The sequence below is a fragment of the Acidobacteriota bacterium genome (assembly GCA_040756905.1).
GTDB lineage: Bacteria > Acidobacteriota > Aminicenantia > JBFLYD01 > JBFLYD01 > JBFLYD01.
In genome coordinates this window covers 55014-73123 of record JBFLYD010000022.1, presented here as the reverse complement: position 1 = coordinate 73123, position 18110 = coordinate 55014, and the positions used below count along the sequence as shown (strand labels likewise).

General features: G+C 33.1%; 14 protein-coding genes. 6 read left to right on the top strand and 8 right to left on the bottom strand.

Annotation, left to right across the window (positions count from 1 at the left end):
- Positions 1–6: 6 nt before the first annotated feature.
- The 5 genes from AB1410_03205 to thyX all read right to left on the bottom strand — a co-directional run bounded on the left by AB1410_03205 (position 7) and on the right by thyX (position 4577).
- Complete coding sequence (locus AB1410_03205; GenBank protein ID MEW6455708.1) at positions 7–1404, bottom strand: radical SAM protein; 1398 nt, start codon at positions 1402–1404, stop codon at positions 7–9.
- 133 nt (positions 1405–1537) lie between these two features.
- A complete protein-coding gene (gene prmC / locus AB1410_03200; GenBank protein ID MEW6455707.1) occupies positions 1538–2398 on the bottom strand; it encodes a peptide chain release factor N(5)-glutamine methyltransferase in 861 nt (286 codons plus the stop codon).
- Positions 2399–2423: 25 nt separating this feature from the next.
- Positions 2424–3506, bottom strand: coding sequence for a peptide chain release factor 1 (gene prfA / locus AB1410_03195; protein MEW6455706.1), 1083 nt, complete (start codon positions 3504–3506; stop codon positions 2424–2426).
- Positions 3503–3715: a 50S ribosomal protein L31 gene (rpmE, locus tag AB1410_03190; protein MEW6455705.1), complete on the bottom strand. Its 213-nt coding sequence runs from the start codon at positions 3713–3715 to the stop codon at positions 3503–3505. The genes prfA and rpmE overlap by 4 nt, the downstream gene beginning before the upstream one ends.
- 70 nt (positions 3716–3785) lie before the next feature.
- Positions 3786–4577 (bottom strand): FAD-dependent thymidylate synthase, encoded by a 792-nt coding sequence (gene thyX / locus AB1410_03185; protein ID MEW6455704.1) that lies wholly within the window; start codon positions 4575–4577, stop codon positions 3786–3788.
- 109 nt (positions 4578–4686) lie between these two features.
- Between thyX and AB1410_03180 the strand changes: the two genes are divergently transcribed.
- The 5 genes from AB1410_03180 to AB1410_03160 all read left to right on the top strand — a co-directional run bounded on the left by AB1410_03180 (position 4687) and on the right by AB1410_03160 (position 13669).
- Entirely contained in the window at positions 4687–6606 is a 1920-nt protein-coding gene (locus AB1410_03180) for a SurA N-terminal domain-containing protein (protein ID MEW6455703.1), read from the top strand.
- Between the two features lie 121 nt (positions 6607–6727).
- Positions 6728–8728, top strand: coding sequence for an oligopeptide transporter, OPT family (locus tag AB1410_03175; GenBank protein MEW6455702.1), 2001 nt, complete (start codon positions 6728–6730; stop codon positions 8726–8728).
- A gap of 269 nt (positions 8729–8997) precedes the next feature.
- A complete protein-coding gene (locus AB1410_03170; protein ID MEW6455701.1) occupies positions 8998–10011 on the top strand; it encodes a radical SAM protein in 1014 nt (337 codons plus the stop codon).
- A gap of 83 nt (positions 10012–10094) precedes the next feature.
- Entirely contained in the window at positions 10095–11042 is a 948-nt protein-coding gene (locus tag AB1410_03165; protein MEW6455700.1) for an aminopeptidase, read from the top strand.
- 62 nt (positions 11043–11104) lie between these two features.
- Positions 11105–13669, top strand: coding sequence for a M14 metallopeptidase family protein (locus AB1410_03160; protein MEW6455699.1), 2565 nt, complete (start codon positions 11105–11107; stop codon positions 13667–13669).
- 229 nt (positions 13670–13898) lie between these two features.
- Here the strand turns inward: AB1410_03160 and AB1410_03155 are convergent, their stop codons facing one another.
- From AB1410_03155 to AB1410_03145, 3 genes are read right to left on the bottom strand one after another with little or no spacing between them, the layout of a single operon-like run.
- A complete protein-coding gene (locus AB1410_03155; GenBank protein MEW6455698.1) occupies positions 13899–14315 on the bottom strand; it encodes a ferritin-like domain-containing protein in 417 nt (138 codons plus the stop codon).
- A gap of 58 nt (positions 14316–14373) precedes the next feature.
- Positions 14374–14877, bottom strand: coding sequence for a rubrerythrin family protein (locus tag AB1410_03150; GenBank protein ID MEW6455697.1), 504 nt, complete (start codon positions 14875–14877; stop codon positions 14374–14376).
- 33 nt (positions 14878–14910) lie between these two features.
- Positions 14911–15309 carry a Fur family transcriptional regulator gene (locus AB1410_03145; protein MEW6455696.1) on the bottom strand — a complete coding sequence of 133 codons (399 nt, stop codon included), beginning with the start codon at positions 15307–15309 and terminating at the stop codon, positions 14911–14913.
- 197 nt (positions 15310–15506) lie between these two features.
- Between AB1410_03145 and AB1410_03140 the strand changes: the two genes are divergently transcribed.
- On the top strand, positions 15507–18110 hold a 2604-nt coding region (locus tag AB1410_03140), incomplete at its 3' end, for a GH116 family glycosyl hydrolase (GenBank protein MEW6455695.1).

The window sequence follows — 18110 nt, the reverse complement described above, 5'->3', positions numbered from 1 at the left end:
ATTAATTTACGAACTTGACTCTTTCAAATGTTTTATGTAATTCTTATTTAAGTCATTCCTGATCCATTTTCTTACGAGGATATTGCCATAGATTCTTAAAAAGATAGTTGTAAAATAATTTTTTGAGAATCTAATTTTCAGAAATAGCTTAATTATCTGAGGAAGAGAATAGAATTTTTTCATTGCCTTGATTGTTTCGGTTTGTAATTTGTATGCAGAAACTTTTAGTGGCTTGAATACAACAAAATGGCCATCATATCTATTCCAAGCTGATGATAGAATTCTTGCTCTCTCTTTAAGAATCTTATATAGGTTAGATCCGGGAATCGGGCAGAGAATTAGAAATTGAATGGTTGTCATTTTAATTTTTAAAACATATTTCAATGTTTTTGAAAAGATAGATTCGTCATCCTCATCAAAGCCAAAAACAAACATTCCATGAACATTTATTTTATGTCTTCTCAATTTTTTTACAGTATTTTTATACTCTGAGACAAGTTGGTTCTTTTTTACTCCTTTTAAGGATTCGGGGTTTATCGATTCAAATCCAACATACACAAAAACGCATCCAGATTCTTTCATTATCTTGAGGAGTTCCTCGTCTTTTGCTGCATCCACTCTTATCTGAGCTGACCATTTTATTTTCAGATTCTCTTCTTTTATTTTTTTTAAAAGTTCTTTCGTCTTCTCCGGATCAATAACAAAATTGTCATCTATGAAGAAAAAATTCTTTCTTTCAGGATAAAACTTTTTTATATCACTTATTACATTTTCTATGTTTCTGATTCTGATTTTTCTTCCGAATAAAGATGTAACAGAACAAAACTCACAAAGATATGGACACCCTCTTGAAAAATAAACTGGAATGGTATGAATTTTTTTGAAGTTTACTATTGAGGAAAAATCAGGAGAAGGAATTTTATCGAGGTCGGTAATCAATGGCCTAAGAGGATTATGGACGATTCTTCCCAATTCATTTTTATATGAAAGTCCTTTTATAGTTTCCAGTGTCCCATCATTTCTTAACGCTGAGATTAGCTCTCTTATTGTTTCTTCCCCTTCTCCCCGTATAACAAAATCGCAGTGCTCAAGAGCCTCGTCCGGTAAGAATGTTACATGGGCTCCTCCCATAACTACTGGAATTCCAAGAGATTTAACTCTATCGGAGATTTGATAGGCTTCGTTTGATGTAGATGTAATCGTAGAGATTCCTACTAAATCTGATTTTTTTATCTCTTCCCAGTCAATCTCAGAAATCTCCTCATAATAAATTTTAGATTCGATTCTCATTTCTTTTAATATTGAAGAAATTATTGGAAGTCCCAATCTGAGAATTTTAGTACCAGTATAGATGTTGAAACTACTGGATTTTGGTTCGATTAGTGTTACTCTTTCTATTTTCATTTTTTTATTATCTTATTATTGAAAAGATAAAGTCAATTAATTTTTAAGGAGATCTCTTTTATATCTACAATGTAAATTATCAAATTTTAAAAAGTTATTTTATTAATACGAAATTACTTTTTCAGAGGCCTATTTAATGTATTTGCTTTTTTAAAATAATGACCCGAGGGAAGTTAGCTAAATCTTTTTCTATTTTTAAAAGTTTCCATTGGTTTGGTAAAAAAGATTTAATGATTTCTCCTTGCTCATTTCCTATTTCGAAAATGAGATACCCCCCTTTTTTTACATAAATAGAAGAATCATTAATTAATTTTTTAATGAAAGATAATCCATTATTTGAAGATACAAGAGTTCTTTTTGGTTCAAATTTTTTAATTTCAGAGGGTAAAGATTTCCATTCTTCGGGAGAGATATAAGGAGGGTTGGATACAATTATATCAATTTTTTCTAAAAATTCTTTTTCGTCCAGGGGTTTCAGAAATCTTCCCTTTAAAAACTCAACTCTATCTTCGACTTTATGCAATTTAGCATTTATTTGGGCGAATTTAATTGCCTTCAATGACACATCAATTCCTATTATTTTAGCTTTGGGCAATTCTCTGGCAATGGATATCGCAATATTTCCACATCCTGTTCCTACATCTACAATAATCCCTTCTTCTTTGCCAAATAATTCAATTGTTTTTTCAACTATTAATTCACTCTCTGGTCTTGGTATAAAAACACCCTTTGAAATTTTAAAATCCAGTGACCAGAATTCCTGTTTCTTTACAATATATTGTAACGGAAATCCATTTTTTCTTTTTTGAATAAATTTCAAGATTTTATCCATCTCCGTTTCTTTTAAATCTTTTTCCATGTTTGCATAAAGATATTCCTTACTTTTATTTAGCACAAACGAAATTATTTGAACTATTTCTCTCCTTGAGGCAAGATGATTATCCTGGTATAAATAGCTTGAAGCTGATTCTAAAAAATCAGCAATGGATGTCATCTTTGATGGAGAATAGAAGAAGAATTTATGCAGGTATTGCGATTGTTTCTTCTAAAGCTTTTGAATTATAAAATTCTGAAAGGGAGTCTATAATTTCATCAAGATTTCCATCCAGGATATTTTGTAGTTTCTGGAGAGTGAGGTTAATTCTATGATCAGTTACTCTCCCCTGGGGAAAATTGTAGGTTCTTATTTTTTCAGCCCTTTCTGCGTTTCCAACCTGCTTTTTTCTATCCTCAGAGATTTTTGCCTGTTGCTCGTTTAAAGCCATCTCGTGAAGTTTGGACCGAAGAATTCTTGATGCTTTTTCTTTATTTCTGTGCTGGGATTTCTCATCTTGACAGCTTACAACAATTCCTGTGGGAATATGAGTTATCCTGATTGCAGTATAATTCCTGTTTACATTCTGACCGCCAGGTCCAGATGCTCCAAAAGCTTCTATTCTTAAATCTTTTGGGTTGATATTGACTTCTATTTCATCTACTTCAGGAAGAACAGCTACAGTAACTGTTGATGTGTGAATTCTTCCTGATGTTTCAGTTTTTGGAACTCTCTGGACTCTGTGGACTCCCCTTTCCCATTTCAATTTTTTCCATACATCTTTTCCTGAGACAGAGATTATCGTTTCTTTTATTCCTCCTATTTCTGAAAGGCTTTCATCTAATATCTCCACTTTCCAGTTATTTTTTTCTGCAAATTTAGTATACATTCTGAAAAGTTCCTGAGCAAAAAGAGAGGCTTCATGACCTCCTGCACCTGCTCTTATTTCAAGAAATACATTCTTTTCATCATTCGGGTCTTTTGGGATTAGCAACATTCTCAATTCCTTTGTTATGTTATTTTCTATTTTTTCAATTTCTTTTAACTCTTCCCTGGCTAACTTTTTAAATTCTTGGTCTGAATTTGGATCTTCGACTATTTCAAGGGCTTCATTTTTTCTCTTCAAAAGGCCTTTGTATTCTTTGTATTTTTTAACTATAGGTTCGAGATAGGATTTTTCTTTCAAAAGAAATACGTATTTTGTATTGTCTGTAAATATTTCTGGAAGGCTCAGTTTATTTATTATTTCTTCATATTTCTTTTCTATTGTTTCTAAATGCTCTATCATTTTAAAGTTTTTCTTTTTTCATATTTTTTCTTAAATTTTTCAACCCTTCCAGCTGAATCGATGAGTTTCTGTTTACCCGTAAAAAAGGGATGGCATTGGGAACATATTTCCACCCTTATCTCTTTTTTTGTCGAACGGGTGATAAAAGTATTTCCACATGCGCAATGAACCACACATTCGACATATTCTGGATGAATGCCCTGCTTCATCTTTCCTCCTATTAAAAATAAATTATATCAAATTTATTTAATCTTATCAAAATAAAATACAATAATTACCTTATTCTACCTCAGATTTAATTATTCTTTGTTCTTTCTTTGTTATAAGTATCTTTTTTTCATCTAAAATGTAGTCATCGAAAACAATGGGAGCTTTTTTCTTTAAAATTTTCAGGATTTTTATAATTGCTTTTCTAATTTCCCACTGGGCTTTAGAATTGCCCCTTAAATCTATTATATGACGCCATTCCCTAAAGTTAGCCGAAACAACTATTTCGCTTTCAATTGCGTTTGGCAATACAAACCTTGCATCTTGCTTTGGAATTCCCAATTCTTTCAATTTTTTGTATGAATCTCGTGATTGTTCAATAAAAGTATTGTAAATTTTTTTAGCTTCTTTATTTTTTTTAATAGAATCAGGTATGATATAATTAAAATTTTCCTCATCAACATATCTCTGACTTTGTTGTGTATAGGAAGCCAATCGATGTCTCACAAGCTGATGGGTAAAGCTTCTTGATCCGCCGGAAATTCTGAATGTGGCGTACGCATGTTCAAGAACGGAGAGATGTCCATTTCTTATTATCATTTTTATAAATTTCTCCGCGGAGTTTCTCCATTTTTTATGAATTTTCCACTTCTTTTTCTCAAAGGAAAATTCATCTCCTTCATTCAAGTTCTTTAACTCAGGAAAATCTTCGGTTCGGAAGATTTTGAATTCTCTTGAATTTTCAGGAGATGCCTCTAAAATTGGAAATTCTGTATACTTGTCAAAAGAAAGATATGAGGTTCTGCCGGCTAATTCAATAACCTTTTCTGGATTTGGAGTAATAGAAATTAATGAAATTTTCACAGTCCTATGATACTTGAAGAATCTTTAAATTATCAAGTTTATTTTAGTAGCTTGATTAATTTATGGATGTGTAATATAAAGTTCTCTTGGAGTAAGGAGGAATAGCTAAATGCTTGAGGCAATGAGGAGAAATTTGAAATCCCTTTCAGTATCGTTATGGATTGTAATAGCTTCGTTTATTTTCTTCATTTTTTATAGCTGGGGAAGCGGAAGATTATCTTTTAATCAGTCAGAAAATTCCCTTGCAGTTGTAGGAAAGAAAAAAATAACAACAGAAGATTTTAAATATAGTCTCCTTTCGCAACTTCAACAAATATCAAGAAATTATAAAGGAAGATTGAAAAGATCACTTATCGAACAATTAAGAATTCCTGAGCAGGTATTAAACCAGATGATCCAGGAAGAAATAGTATTTCAGGTTGCTAAGAAAATGGGTATTTCTGTAACAAAGGAAGAAATAAAACATGCAATTTTAAATAATCCTCTATTTCAGAAAGATGGAAGATTCATCGGTTTTGAAGAGTATCAGAGAATCTTAGCCTACAATAGAATTTCCATAAAGGAGTATGAAAATAGTGTAAGAAAAGAAGCTCTGATGAGAAAATTCTCGGAAATAATTTCATCCGGCATCCCCATTTCTGAACAGGAGATTTTGAACGAGTTTAAAAAAGAAAAAGAAACAATCAGAATGGAATATGCTAAGATAGATAAAAGTAAAATAATTCTTGAAAATGAGCCTTCTCTGAAAGAAGTGCAAGAATGCTTTAAAATTAATAAAGAAAAATTTAGAATTCCCGAAAAGAGAAAAGGAATTTATGTGCTCTTAAATTTTGAGGACTTAAAAAAAGAGATTGATGTTACAGAGGGTGAGCAACTTTCTTATTATGAGGATAATCAGGAACAATTCCAGATTCCTGAAAAAATAAGAGTTTCTCGAATATTTCTGAAAAAAGATGATAAACATCTGGATTTAATCAAAGATAAGACAAACGAGCTTTATGAGAGAGTTAAAAAAGGTGAGGATTTTTCAAGTCTGGCAAAGATTTTCTCCGAGGATGAAAAGGCTTCCTCAGGAGGAGATTGGGGATATACTGAGTGGCATCAACTTTCTTCAGAAGAGCAGAGAAGAATAATGGATCTTCCAGAAAGTGGTGTTTCAGAAGTGTTAGAGATAGAACATGGGTACTCTATTTTAAAAATCACAGAGAAAATTCCTCCAGTGACACGGCCATTCGAGGAAGTTAAATTTCAGATAAAAGAAATTCTCCATTATCAGAAGGCTCAGGAATTGGGAGAAAAGAGAGCTCAGGAAATTTTTAAAGAGACCAGAAAAGAAAAGAGCCTGGAAAGAGTTGCAAAAAGAAAAGGAATTAAAATAAACTGGACAACTTATCTTACAAAAGGTGCTTCATTAGAGGAGATAGATCCTTCAGGATACATAAGCAATACTTTATTTCAAATAAAAAAAGGCGAGATAAGCGAGCCATTTTTTACTTTTAATGGAGCTGTAGTTGTTGAACTCAAAGAGATTCAAAAGGAAAGAGATCCATCATTCCAGGAAGTGAGAGAAAAAGTAAAAATTGACCTGATGGAAAAATTAAAGGATGATCACGCTCTGACAAGGGCAAATTCATTATTTACAGTAGTAAGAAATTCTGAATCTTTCGAAAATGATGTTAAAAAATACAATTTTGAATATTATCAAAAAGATTTCAAAAGAGGAGATTATTTAGAAGGAATTGGAACAATTCCTTCAATTGAAGAAAGACTCTTTGTAATGGACAAAGGAGAGGTTTCTCAGCCATTAAAGTATGAAAATGGATATTTTATCGTGAAAGTCTCCGAAAAAAAGGAATTGGATAAGAATGCTTTTAAAGAAGAAAAAGAAAGAATAAAGAAGACTTTGAAAGAATTAGAACAGAAAAAATTTTACCAGGCTTATTTAGCAAGAATACAGAAAGAACTCCAGGTGAAATTGAATTATGAAGTTTATAAAACTTCCGTTGATGAGATACTCGGAAGATTTTAATTAGGGACACTTCCCAATTTTTTTAATAAATTTTTAGGGTAGTTAAAAATGAAAAATATTAATTTAATTTGTGCTATTAAAAAAATTTGGGAAGTGTTACTAAATTTGTAAAAAGGAGAAAATGGAAAACAAGAAAAAAGGTTTACCTCCAGAAGCATACAGGGAGCTTAAGCCAGGAGAGAAATATATATCTTATGTCCCTTCTGAATCATTAATTCATGAGATAAGCATCCGTTCAGTTACATTGGGTCTTATAATGTCTCTATTTTTTACTTTTTCAGCATCCTATCTTGGTTTGAAAGTTGGTCAGGTCTTTGAAGCTGCGATTCCGATTGCTATTCTTGCTGTTGGTTTTGCAAACTGGTTTAAGAGAAAAAGCACAATCCTGGAAAATGTCATTATTCAATCGATTGGCTCTGCATCAGGAGCTGTGGTTGCTGGAGCAATATTTACAACTCCTGCTTTGTTCATTCTTGATCTGGATGCAAAATTTTCTTACATTTTTTTAGCTTCGTTTCTTGGTGGTTGCCTCGGAGTCTTTTTCCTGATCCCCCTTAGAAAATTTTTCTGCATGGGACAGCACGGAAAGCTCCCTTTTCCAGAAGCAACAGCCACAACAGAAATTTTAGTAGCAGGAGAGGCTGGAGGAGCTCAAGCAAAAGTTTTAGTAGTTAGCATGATTGTAGGAGGAGTTTATGATTTTCTTTCCACATCGATGAAATTATGGAATGAGATGATAACTTTTCAGTGGGTAGAATTTGGGAGAAAGCTTTCAGAAAAAGCAAGAATGATGCTTAAAATAGATGCTTTAGCCGCTATTTTTGGGCTTGGTTATATAGTGGGACTTCGATATTCTGCCGTCATACTGGCTGGAAGCCTTCTTTCAACTTTTGTGTTCATTCCTCTTATATGGTATTTAGGAAAATTTCTCCCAGAGCCTGTGTTTCCAGGAACTATACCAATTTCTTTGATGAATGAGACTCTGATTTTTAAAAGTTACGTTCAAAAAATCGGAATAGGAGCAATTGCTACTGCTGGATTTATTAGCATAATAAAATCTCTGCCGATTCTCATCAATGCTTTTTCTCTGGGAATAAAAGAAATTTTTAAGCGCAGAAAGAAGGAAAGTTTTACTGAAAGAACAAACGTTGATCTGAAGATGTCAACAATTTTAATAGGTTTAATTATTGCTTCAATTTCGATTTTCTTTTTCTTTAACCATCTATCAAACCCAAAAATAGCAATTTTAGGCGTTTTAATCTGTGTGATTCTTAGTTTTCTCTTTACAACTGTTGCTGCCTATGCAATAGCTATAGTTGGAACAAACCCGGTCTCAGGAATGACTCTTGTTACACTGATAATCAGTTCTGTGGTATTGATTGGAGCTGGTCTTTCTGGAAAGGAAGGCATGGCTGTTGCTCTTCTAATCGGTGGAGTTGTTTGCACAGCTCTTTCCATTTCAGGAAGTTTTATCACAGATCTGAAGATAGGATACTGGCTCGGAGCTACACCAAGGAATCAGGAAAGATATAAGTTTTCTGGGACTCTTATAGCTGCATTGGTTGTGGGAATTGCCATATTTTTGCTTGAAAAAACTTATTCATTTAAAAGTGGTATACTTCCAGCACCTCAAGCAAATTTGATGGCAGCGATAATCTCTTCATTAATGGCAAAAGAGCCGATCACCTGGATTTTATACGGTACTGGCGGAGTCGTTGCTTTACTAATAGAGATGTCAAAAGTCCCTGCCCTTGCTTTTGCTTTGGGTATGTACATTCCTCTTGAATTGAATACTCCATTATTCATCGGAGGTCTTGTCTCTTATCTTGTAGGAAAGTCATCAAAGGAAAAAGATACATCTGAAAAGAGAAAAGAAAGGGGAACGTTAATTGCTTCTGGATTTATTGCAGGTGGTGCATTAATGGGAATTATCGGAGCAGTTTTAAAGCTTTTTAATGCTGATAGAGTTTTATCCATAGGAGTTCCTGTTATTTTCAGCGATGGAAGATGGATTGAAGGGACCCCCTATCAATGGTTTACAGATTACGGAGAAATTTTAAGTTTGATATTTTTTGTTCTTTTATCTATCTGGGTTTATAGAGATTCTAAAAAAGCTAGTTAATAATTTGGGCAGCAAAGGTGACCAAGCTATGATAAAGAGGTCAACCATCCCCTTCGCTCAGATCTCCTCGCATGAAAATCAAAAGAAAAAAGTTGTGGCACTTAAAATAAAAAATTACCTTTTAAGTGCCACAATACTCGGAGATATGTCGCTCAGAAGATGGCTGCTCTCTTCATTTAATTCCGTGTTCTTGAGTCCCATTATATCAAAAAAATTCTTTAAAAAAATTTCTCTTTCCAGAAACTTTGACTGCTCAAGAGATAATTAAAATGGCGATTTGTTTAAATTGCAGAAGAGAGTCACCTATAATTTCTGAGTATTTAAAGTTGTGCCTGGATTGTATAAGAAATAATTTTGAGAGAGTAAAACCTTTAATTGACAGAGCCCATTCAGAATCGAGAAAAAAATTTAATCTTCCTCCTTTTCCACCGAAAAAAGAAGGCGGAAAGAAATGTAAGGTTTGTGTCAATCAGTGTATTTTCTCAAAGGATGAGTCAGGATATTGCGGATCATTAGAATTAGGAACACTTGACTATTATTATGATCCTCTTCCAACCAATTGCGTTGCTGATAAAGTTTGTGAAGGGACTAAAAAATTTGGAATGAAAAATCTTGCAGTTTTTTATAGATCCTGCTCATTTAACTGTCTTTTCTGTCAGAACTGGCACTTTAAAAATTCAAGATATCGAACTAAAACTATTCCATCTGAGGAATTTAAAAATTTGATCGATAAAAATACTTTCTGCGTCTGTTATTTTGGAGGAGATCCAACCCCTCAAATTGTTCATTCAATAAGAGCTTCAAGGGAAATATTAAAAAATAAAAAAGCAACTATTTGCTGGGAGACAAATGGTTCAATGAACTCAAAAATTGCAAGAAAAATTGCAGAGATTTCTTGGAGTAGTAATGGATGGATAAAATTTGATATCAAAACTTTTGATACTAAATTGAATTATGCTTTATGTGGAACGAACAATGAATGGACTCTTGAAAATTTTTCGATGTTGGCTGAATTAAAGAAAGAGTACGGATTGAAGAAGGGTTTGATTGCAAGCACACTCTTAATCCCTGGATACATAGATGAAGAAGAGATATATAAAATTTCAAAATTCATTTCAGACCTTGACAGAGATATTCCCTATGTTCTCCTTGGGTTCTCTCCTCATTTTTTCTTTTACGACCTTCTGAGATCATCAAGAATGCAGGCATTCAAAGCAAAAGAAATCGCAGAAAAAAATGGCTTGAAAAATGTTTACTTAGGCAATGTATTTTTATTAAGTTAATAGAAAAAATGCTTACTTCTTGGTTGAAATTATGTTTCTAAATCAATATAATCCAATAAGGTCATATTGTGGAGGAGATAATAATGCGTCATTCTAAATTATTATCAGCTGCGGAAAAGGCAGTTGTCCATGCCCTTAAGATAAAGGAAGGAGAGAATTTTCTATTAGTTACAGATAAACAAAAAATGGAAATTGCAGAAGCTTTAGCATACTGGGCTAAAAAACAGAAAGCAGAGATAACAACTTATTTAATGATAGAAACCCTAAGACCCATAAAAAAAGAAACAAAAATTTTTGAAGAAATAATTAAGATAGCGGATGTTACTGCCTATTTGCTCGATAGTAGAATTGAAGAGAAGCCATTCAGAGGATTTATGGTTAAGATGGGTTCTCAATACGGAAGAATATGTATGATGCCAGGTATAACAAAAGAGATGATGGAAAGGCTTGTAAATATTGATTTTGAAGAGATGGATAAGTTTACAAGAAAAATAATTGATGCGATGAGAGAAGCAGAAGATGTAGTGATTGAGAATCCATTTGGAACAAGATTAGAGTTTTCAGTAAAAGGAAGGAAATGGGAAAATGACAACGGAGATATATCTCAGAAAGGAAAACATGGAAATCTTCCAGCTGGAGAGTGTTACACTGCCCCTGTAGAGGAAACTTTTAATGGAAAGATGGTGGTAAGCCTTATAGATAATAAGATAGGAAAAGGAATTATGGAATTTAAGGAAGGAAAACTAATCAGATGGAGCGGAAAAGGAATATTGGATATTATCAAAAATATCGGAGATGATCCCTCAGGGTTCATAGTAGGAGAATTTGGGATTGGAACAAACAAAAAAGCAAAGATATGCCCTAATATGCTCGAAGCAGAAAAGGCATTTGGAACAATACATGTAGCAATTGGCGATTCATATGGCCTTGGTAAAAATTCTTCAAAACATCATTATGATTCTCTTGTAGAAAAAGTTACAATAAAAGCTAAGGGTCGCTTCATTGCAAAAAATGGAAAATTCTTAATTTGATTAAATCAGGTCTCCCCATCCTTATAAAAATTGGCTAAAAGATTATCAAATTGGAGGAGAATATGAAGAGAGAAGTTTCTGTTTTTAAACTATTTTTTCTTTTTATTGCTACTCTGACAGTAATTTTAATCTATTCTGATGAAAAAATTCCTGCACCAAAAGAAATTTTAGGGTTTGAGCCTGGAGAAGATTTTAAGCTTGCTAAATGGAATCAGATTCTTGACTATTTTGATAGCCTGGATAAAGCCTCAGATAGAATTGAAGTGATTGACCTTGGAAAATCGACTTTAGGCAGGAGGTTTATTTTTGCAGTTATTTCAAGTTCTGAAAATTTAAAAAATTTAGATAGAATTAAAGAAATTCAGAGAAAACTTCAGGATCCAAGAAAGACTGTTGAGGAAGAAGTTGAATCTTTAATAAAAGAAGGAAAAGCAATTGTAGCAATATCTTGTGCGATTCATTCTACTGAAATTGCTTCAACACTGTTTTCTATGAGGCTTGCATATAGACTTGTCTCTTCGAACGATCCTGAGGTCTTAAAGATTTTGAACAATACAGTTTTATTACTCGTTCCGTCAGTAAATCCAGATGGAATTGATATGGTTGTAGAGTGGTACTACAGGAATTTGGGAACCCAGTATGAGGCTTCTTCCATGCCCTGGCTCTACCATTACTATACAGGACATGATAATAACCGAGATTGGTTTATGATCACCCAAAAAGAAACTGAAATGTGGACAAAAATATTGTATCGAGAGTTTTTCCCTATAGTAGTCTGGGATGTTCATCAAATGGGACAGAGAGGGCCCAGGCTTTTTATCCCACCTTACTATGATCCGACAAATCCCAACATTGAACCTCTTCTCCTAAGAGAGTTAAATCTTCTTTGCTCAGAAGCTGCCTTTGAATTTACTAAAAGAGGGAAAAAAGGAATTGCAACCAATATGATTTTTGATAGCTGGTATAACATGGCAAATAGAGCAGCTCCTATAAGACACAATGCAATCGGAATTCTAACAGAGGCTGCCTCATGTAACCTTGCCTCTCCTTTATTTTTGAGAAAAAGCGACCTTCAGGATAGAGGAAGGGGAATATATAGCATGGATATTCAATCTTCATATCTGGAACCATGGGAAGGAGGATGGTGGAGATTGAAAGATATAATTGAGTACGAAGAGATTTTTGCGGATTCAATATTAAGGAGAATTTCTGAGGATAAAGAAAAATATATGTATAATTATTATAGGTTTGCATTGAATCAAATTGAAAAAGGAAAGTCAGAGCCTCCATATGCTTACATTATTCCAAAAAATCAGAGAGATTTGCCGACAGCGATAAAATTGATAAATGTTCTTCAAAGAGGTGGAGCAGAAGTTTATGAAGCAAAGAAAGAGTTTGAAGCAGATGGAATTGAATTTCCTTCCGGTACATTTATAGTTCCTCTCTCCCAGCCATATCGATCATTTATAAAAGACCTTCTGGAAATGAAGCAATACCCTGCAAGGGATTTAGGTGGTGGCAGATTGGAATACCCATATGATGAGTCTACCTGGACACTTCCTCTACAGATGGGGGTTAAATGTATTGAAATTAAAAAACCTTTCAGTGCTGAGCTCCAAATTTTACCCTATGGATATAGCTTGCACGGAAAAATAAAGATTAAAGGAAAGAGATATTTTCTGTTGAAAAATCAGACAAACGAGGAATCAACCCTAATTAATCAGCTTCTTAAGAAAAATTATAATGTTGAAATAGCTCTGAATGAATTTTCTGTTTCAGGAGAGAAATTCAATCGCGGCACTGTTATTATTCTAAATAAAGGTGAGGTGGATAAATTGTTGATAGATTTTACAAAAAGCATACCAGTTGAAATTCTTGGAACAGATGAATTACCAAGGACAAAAACTTTAAAGATGAAAAATAAAAGGATAGGAGTGTATCAGTCATTCGTTCCAAATATGGATGAGGGATGGCTCAGATTTGTCCTTGAAAAATTTGATTTTGAGTTCAAAGTTGTACAAAACAGCGAAATAAAGGCAGGAAATTTAGCAGAAAAGTTTGATGTAATAATCATTCCACCCATGCCATTAAAAATAATTCTTGAGGGAAAGGATAAGGGAGAAGTGTCTCCAGAATATGCAGGAGGTATTGGAATTGATGGCACAATTAATATAAGAGATTTTGTAAGAAACGGAGGAAAATTAATTACAATCGGTAGTTCTTCTGATCTTCCTATCGAATATTTTGGGATAGATGTTTCAAATGCATTGAAAAAAGAGCTGGAGAAGCCGAGAAATCAAAGAAGTTTTTTCTGCCCTGGCTCAATTTTTATTAATGAGTTGACTCATTCGACTCCAGTAGCATTTGGATTGCCTAAGGAGATTTCTATTTTTTACAATGAGGAGCCAGTCTTTGAAGTTAAAAAAGGTACTTCAGTCATGAAATTCCCTGAATTCAATTCATTGTTAAGTGGAATTGTAAAAGAAGAAAAAATGATTCTTGGAAAAAGCACTTTTGTTGATGTTCCCTATGAAAAAGGTAATGTTATCTTGATAGGATTTGATGTATTGCACCATGCTCAATCGCACGGCACTTTCAAATTACTCTTTAATGCCATACAATACTAAAAGATTTGATTAAATAGAAAGTCTGAAACGTAAGCATCTCTTTTTTTCCGTGATAGCAATTACAGGGGGTAGGATCGACTTTATCCGTAAATTCTATGAAACTTTTGAGTCCCCCTCACCTAAATCCTTTCCCCTAAGGGGAGAGGTTGGTGAGGGGGATTTTTTTCTCTTCAATCATGGAATTAGAGATCCTTCCCTCTGAAATTAAGTATTATAATTAAATTAATTGTTATTCTTCTAAAAGAGTAGTGAAGTAGTCATGATGATCTTCTTCATCTGATAGGATAGATTCGAAAAGAAATTTAGTGGTTATGTCTCCTTCTTTTTCTGCCAATCTTATTATTTCTTTATACATTGAAATTGCTTCTTCCTCAGCTTTAACATTGTCTTTAACCATATCTTCCAATTTTTTGCTTAATTTTATGGGTGCAGGTTCAGTAGTTGGAGTTCCTCCAAGATAGTATAATCTTTCAGCAATTGCTTCAGCGTGCTTCATCTCTGTTATAGCAATTTTTTTAAAATCATCCTTTACTGCAGCACCTTTGGTTCCAGCCCACATTACATGTTGCCACATGTATTGAATGCTCGCTTGCATCTCGCTTGAGATAGCCTCGTTTAATTTGTCCAGCAATTCTTTACCCATTATTCCCTCCTCTTAAAAAAGCTTTTTATTATAACACAGATGTCAAATCATAGGATATTTTTTAAAATTTAACATAAGATTTAGAGGCAGTACCGCATACAGGGCACTTATTCGGCAAGTTTTTTTCTACTGTATGTCCACATACAGAACAGACATAAATATCTTTTTGTTCGATATCTTTTCCTGCTGATGCAATATCTTTTGCTTTTTCATACATGTACTTATGAATCTTTTCTGCTTCAAGGGCATAAAAAGTGCTTCTTTCAGCTCCTTTTTCTTCCTGGAATTTTGCTGTTTCATTAAATGCAGGGTACATTTCTGTTACTTCATAAGTTTCACCATCGATTGCAGCTTGAAGATTGTTAATAGTATCTTTGGCTTCGCCAAGTTCTTTTAAATGATTTTTTGCGTGGACAAATTCTGCGAAAGCTATAGCTTTGAATAATTTAGATATGTTTGTCAGTCCTTTTTTATCAGCAATCTCAGAAAAAATTAAATACTTCATATGAGCTTGGCTTTCACCTGCAAATGCATCTCTTAAATTTTTTTCAGTCATTTTTTTCATTTTAATCCTCCTAAAAAAATTATATTCAATTTATCATTTCCTTTTTTCTTTGCATTTAGGGCAGAAACCATGAAATTCTACATGTTTACTCTTTATCTCGTAGCCAGGAAGCTTTAAACTTACATTCACATCATTAAAGATGTCAACAACTTTGCCACAGAGGAGACATATAAAATGATTGTGAGGAGTTACATTTGGATCATATCGTTTCCTTTCCGGGTCAATACTAAGCTCAAGAATCTCTCCCTTTTCATGTAAAGCTTTCAGTGTATTATAAACTGTAGCAAAAGAAATTGATGGATATATTTTTGATATTGCATTATATATATCCTCAGCTGAGGGATGGGATGTATTACCTTCTAAAAATTTCACGATGGCAATTCTCTGAGGAGTTGCCTTTAGGTTTATCCTTTTTAATTTATTTATAATCATTTTTAATTAAAAATAATTTTAATTAATAAATTATTTCTTGTCAAGTGCCTTTGAAAAAATAGTATTTTTAAAAGGGGTCAACCATCCCCTTCGCTCAGATCTCCTCGCATCAAAATGAATATATAGGAGACTATTTTCACGCACTTCATATTTCTTGACTCAATTAAAATAGTTAGATTAAGATAAGCTTCATGGATATGTATTCCAATGTAAGTAAGAATTTTAGATATAAGATAAGATTTAAAAAAAATATTCCAGTTATATTTTTTTTAATGTTTTCTCTTTCTCTTTTGCCAGCTTTCGTTTTAGTGTGCTGTCCCATAAATTTCTTCCCTCTCAATCAGTTTCTCATAAAGCACACTGATAAAAATAACGAAATGCAATTAAGTGACATGACACTAAAATGCACTGAAGTCCAAACTAAATTGGAGAAGAATTTCATAAAAACTTTTGAAATAAAAAAGGACTTTCTGTACTTTAGCAGAAATATTATAAGGAATAATTATTTTGACCAGATAGGAAGAAAATTTGCAATACTGGGGTATGAAAATGGGAATTTTGAAGTCTGGGGGTTTCCTTTTAAGATACTGAGGGATTTTGAGCTATCTTTTGTTTTCCCTGATAAAGCTAATCCTGAACCTGGAGAAAAATTCATAAAGACATTTGAGACAACTCCAGAAGTAAAAATATTAACCTATGCCAATCAATACTTTACCCTTAAAGAGATTTTCATTGTTCCAAAATCATTTCCAGGTGCAATAATTTTATTGAATTTTTATACGGTCAGGCCTTTGACAGTGATAGTTAATTTTATCCCGGTTTTACAACCTATGTGGCCTGGATCTTTAGGAGGACAGTATTGTTTCTGGGATGATAAATTAAATGCATACATAATTTCTGAAAGCAGAAGAAAATTTAATGCGGTTATTGGCTCTCCCTCAGGAATAAGGATTTCGTCACCTCCTGCTCATCAATTTTCTGATGCACCCTATCAGTTTAAGATTGAACTGCCTGCGAATTTAAAAGGAGAGTATTTTATTCCAGTAGCAATTACAGGAGGAATGCATACAAGGGATGAAGCAAGAAAATTTTACGAAGAATTGATAAATGAACCAGAGAAATTTTATAAAGAGAATCTGAATTATTACGATAATTTTAATAAAAATGCTCTCAGAATAGAAACTCCTGATAAAGATTTAAACCTTGCCTTTCTCCTTGCTAAGCTTGCTCTTGATTCTCTTTTTATTGAAAATCCAGATTTAGGCGAGGCTCTGGTGGCAGGTTTTGGAGCCTCTGGAGGAAGCGGTAGACCAGGGTTTGGATGGTATTTTGGAGGAGATTCGTTTATAAATTCATTTTCTTTAAATTCTTTTGGAAACTTTATGCCTGTAAAAAAATCTCTTGAATTTTTTAAGAGATATCAGAGACAGGATGGGAAAATTACCCATGAGATATCCCAGTCTGCAGGAATGATAAAGTGGTTTGAAGAATATCCATATGCTTTTATTCATGCGGATACAACTCCATTTTATATTTGGTCATTCTATGATTATGTTAGAACTTCTGGAGATGTAGAGTTTCTGAAAGAAAGCTGGGAATCTATAAAAAAGGCTTTTCACTGGTGTATTTCAACAGATGAAAACAGTGATGGCCTTATGGATAATAAAAAAGCTGGTCTGGGAGCTCTTGAATTTGGTCAGATGATAGGTGTTTTGACTGATGTATATCTGGGTGGAATCTGGGTAAAAGCCCTTGATTCATTTATCAGGATGTCTGAAATTATCGGAGACAATGATTTAAAAAGCAAAGCTGAAGAAATTTATCAAAAAGCCTCAGAAAATTTAAAGAATAAATTCTGGGATGACAAGAAAGAATCGTATATATATGCAATCGGAGAAAAAGAAGAAAAAATTTCAGCAATAACTCCTTGGCCTTCCCTTGCCATATCTTTTGGATTACTTGAAGGAAAAAAATTATTAAAGACTATAGAAAAAATGGCCTCATCAGAAATTTCAACTTCATGGGGATGCAGGGTTCTTAGTAAGTACAATGAGATATATGATCCGCTGAATTATAATTATGGAGCTGTCTGGCCTTTTATCACAGGTTTTGTTTCTCTTTCAATGTATAAATTTCATCAGAATTATTCTGCCTATTTTCTTTTAAAGGGAGCGATAAGGAATCATTTAATGTTTTTTTACGGGGGATGTCATGAAGTTTTCTCTGGTGAAAATTTCATTCCCCTTAATGAATCTGTTCCCCATCAGGGTTTTTCATCGAATGGATTTTTATTACCTTTGATAAAAGGACTTCTGGGGTTATCAGTGGATTCATTAAAAAATGTTGTTCATTTCAATCCACAGATTCCAGAGGAATGGAAATTTTTGAATGTGGAAAATGTTAAAATAAATGATAACAGATTAAGCTTATATCTGAAAAAACAGGATGGAAAAATTAATTTAAAAATATTAAAAAATGGCGATGATAGAATAGATTTTCAATTTTCTCCATTTTTTCCATTTGGAACTAAAATTTTAAAAGTTAAACTGAATGATAAAGACATCCCATTTAAAATAAAAAATTTATCAAGTGGGATTTCGCCAGACATAAAATTCTCTTCGGATAAAAAAGATATCTTGGAGATACAGTTTACAGAAGGCCCTGTAATATTAGTTCCAGAGGAAAAAATTCAAGTTGGAGATACAGATAGATTTCTAAAAATTACTGGAATTTATGGAAAGGGGAAAAAATTGGAAATATTATTTGAAGGAATATCAGGAAAAGAATATTTTTTAAAAATA

Excerpts from the sequence above, each read along its gene's own strand:
- AB1410_03180 (MEW6455703.1), top strand. The coding sequence starts at position 4,687 with ATGCTTGAGGCAATGAGGAGAAATTTGAAATCCCTTTCAGTATCGTTA.
- AB1410_03150 (MEW6455697.1), bottom strand. The coding sequence starts at position 14,877 with ATGAAAAAAATGACTGAAAAAAATTTAAGAGATGCATTTGCAGGTGAA.
- AB1410_03145 (MEW6455696.1), bottom strand. The coding sequence starts at position 15,309 with ATGATTATAAATAAATTAAAAAGGATAAACCTAAAGGCAACTCCTCAG.
- AB1410_03160 (MEW6455699.1), top strand. The coding sequence starts at position 11,105 with ATGAAGAGAGAAGTTTCTGTTTTTAAACTATTTTTTCTTTTTATTGCT.
- AB1410_03170 (MEW6455701.1), top strand. The coding sequence starts at position 8,998 with ATGGCGATTTGTTTAAATTGCAGAAGAGAGTCACCTATAATTTCTGAG.
- AB1410_03205 (MEW6455708.1), bottom strand. The coding sequence starts at position 1,404 with ATGAAAATAGAAAGAGTAACACTAATCGAACCAAAATCCAGTAGTTTC.
- AB1410_03165 (MEW6455700.1), top strand. The coding sequence starts at position 10,095 with ATGCGTCATTCTAAATTATTATCAGCTGCGGAAAAGGCAGTTGTCCAT.
- rpmE (MEW6455705.1), bottom strand. The coding sequence starts at position 3,715 with ATGAAGCAGGGCATTCATCCAGAATATGTCGAATGTGTGGTTCATTGC.
- AB1410_03175 (MEW6455702.1), top strand. The coding sequence starts at position 6,728 with ATGGAAAACAAGAAAAAAGGTTTACCTCCAGAAGCATACAGGGAGCTT.
- prfA (MEW6455706.1), bottom strand. The coding sequence starts at position 3,506 with ATGATAGAGCATTTAGAAACAATAGAAAAGAAATATGAAGAAATAATA.
- prmC (MEW6455707.1), bottom strand. The coding sequence starts at position 2,398 with ATGACATCCATTGCTGATTTTTTAGAATCAGCTTCAAGCTATTTATAC.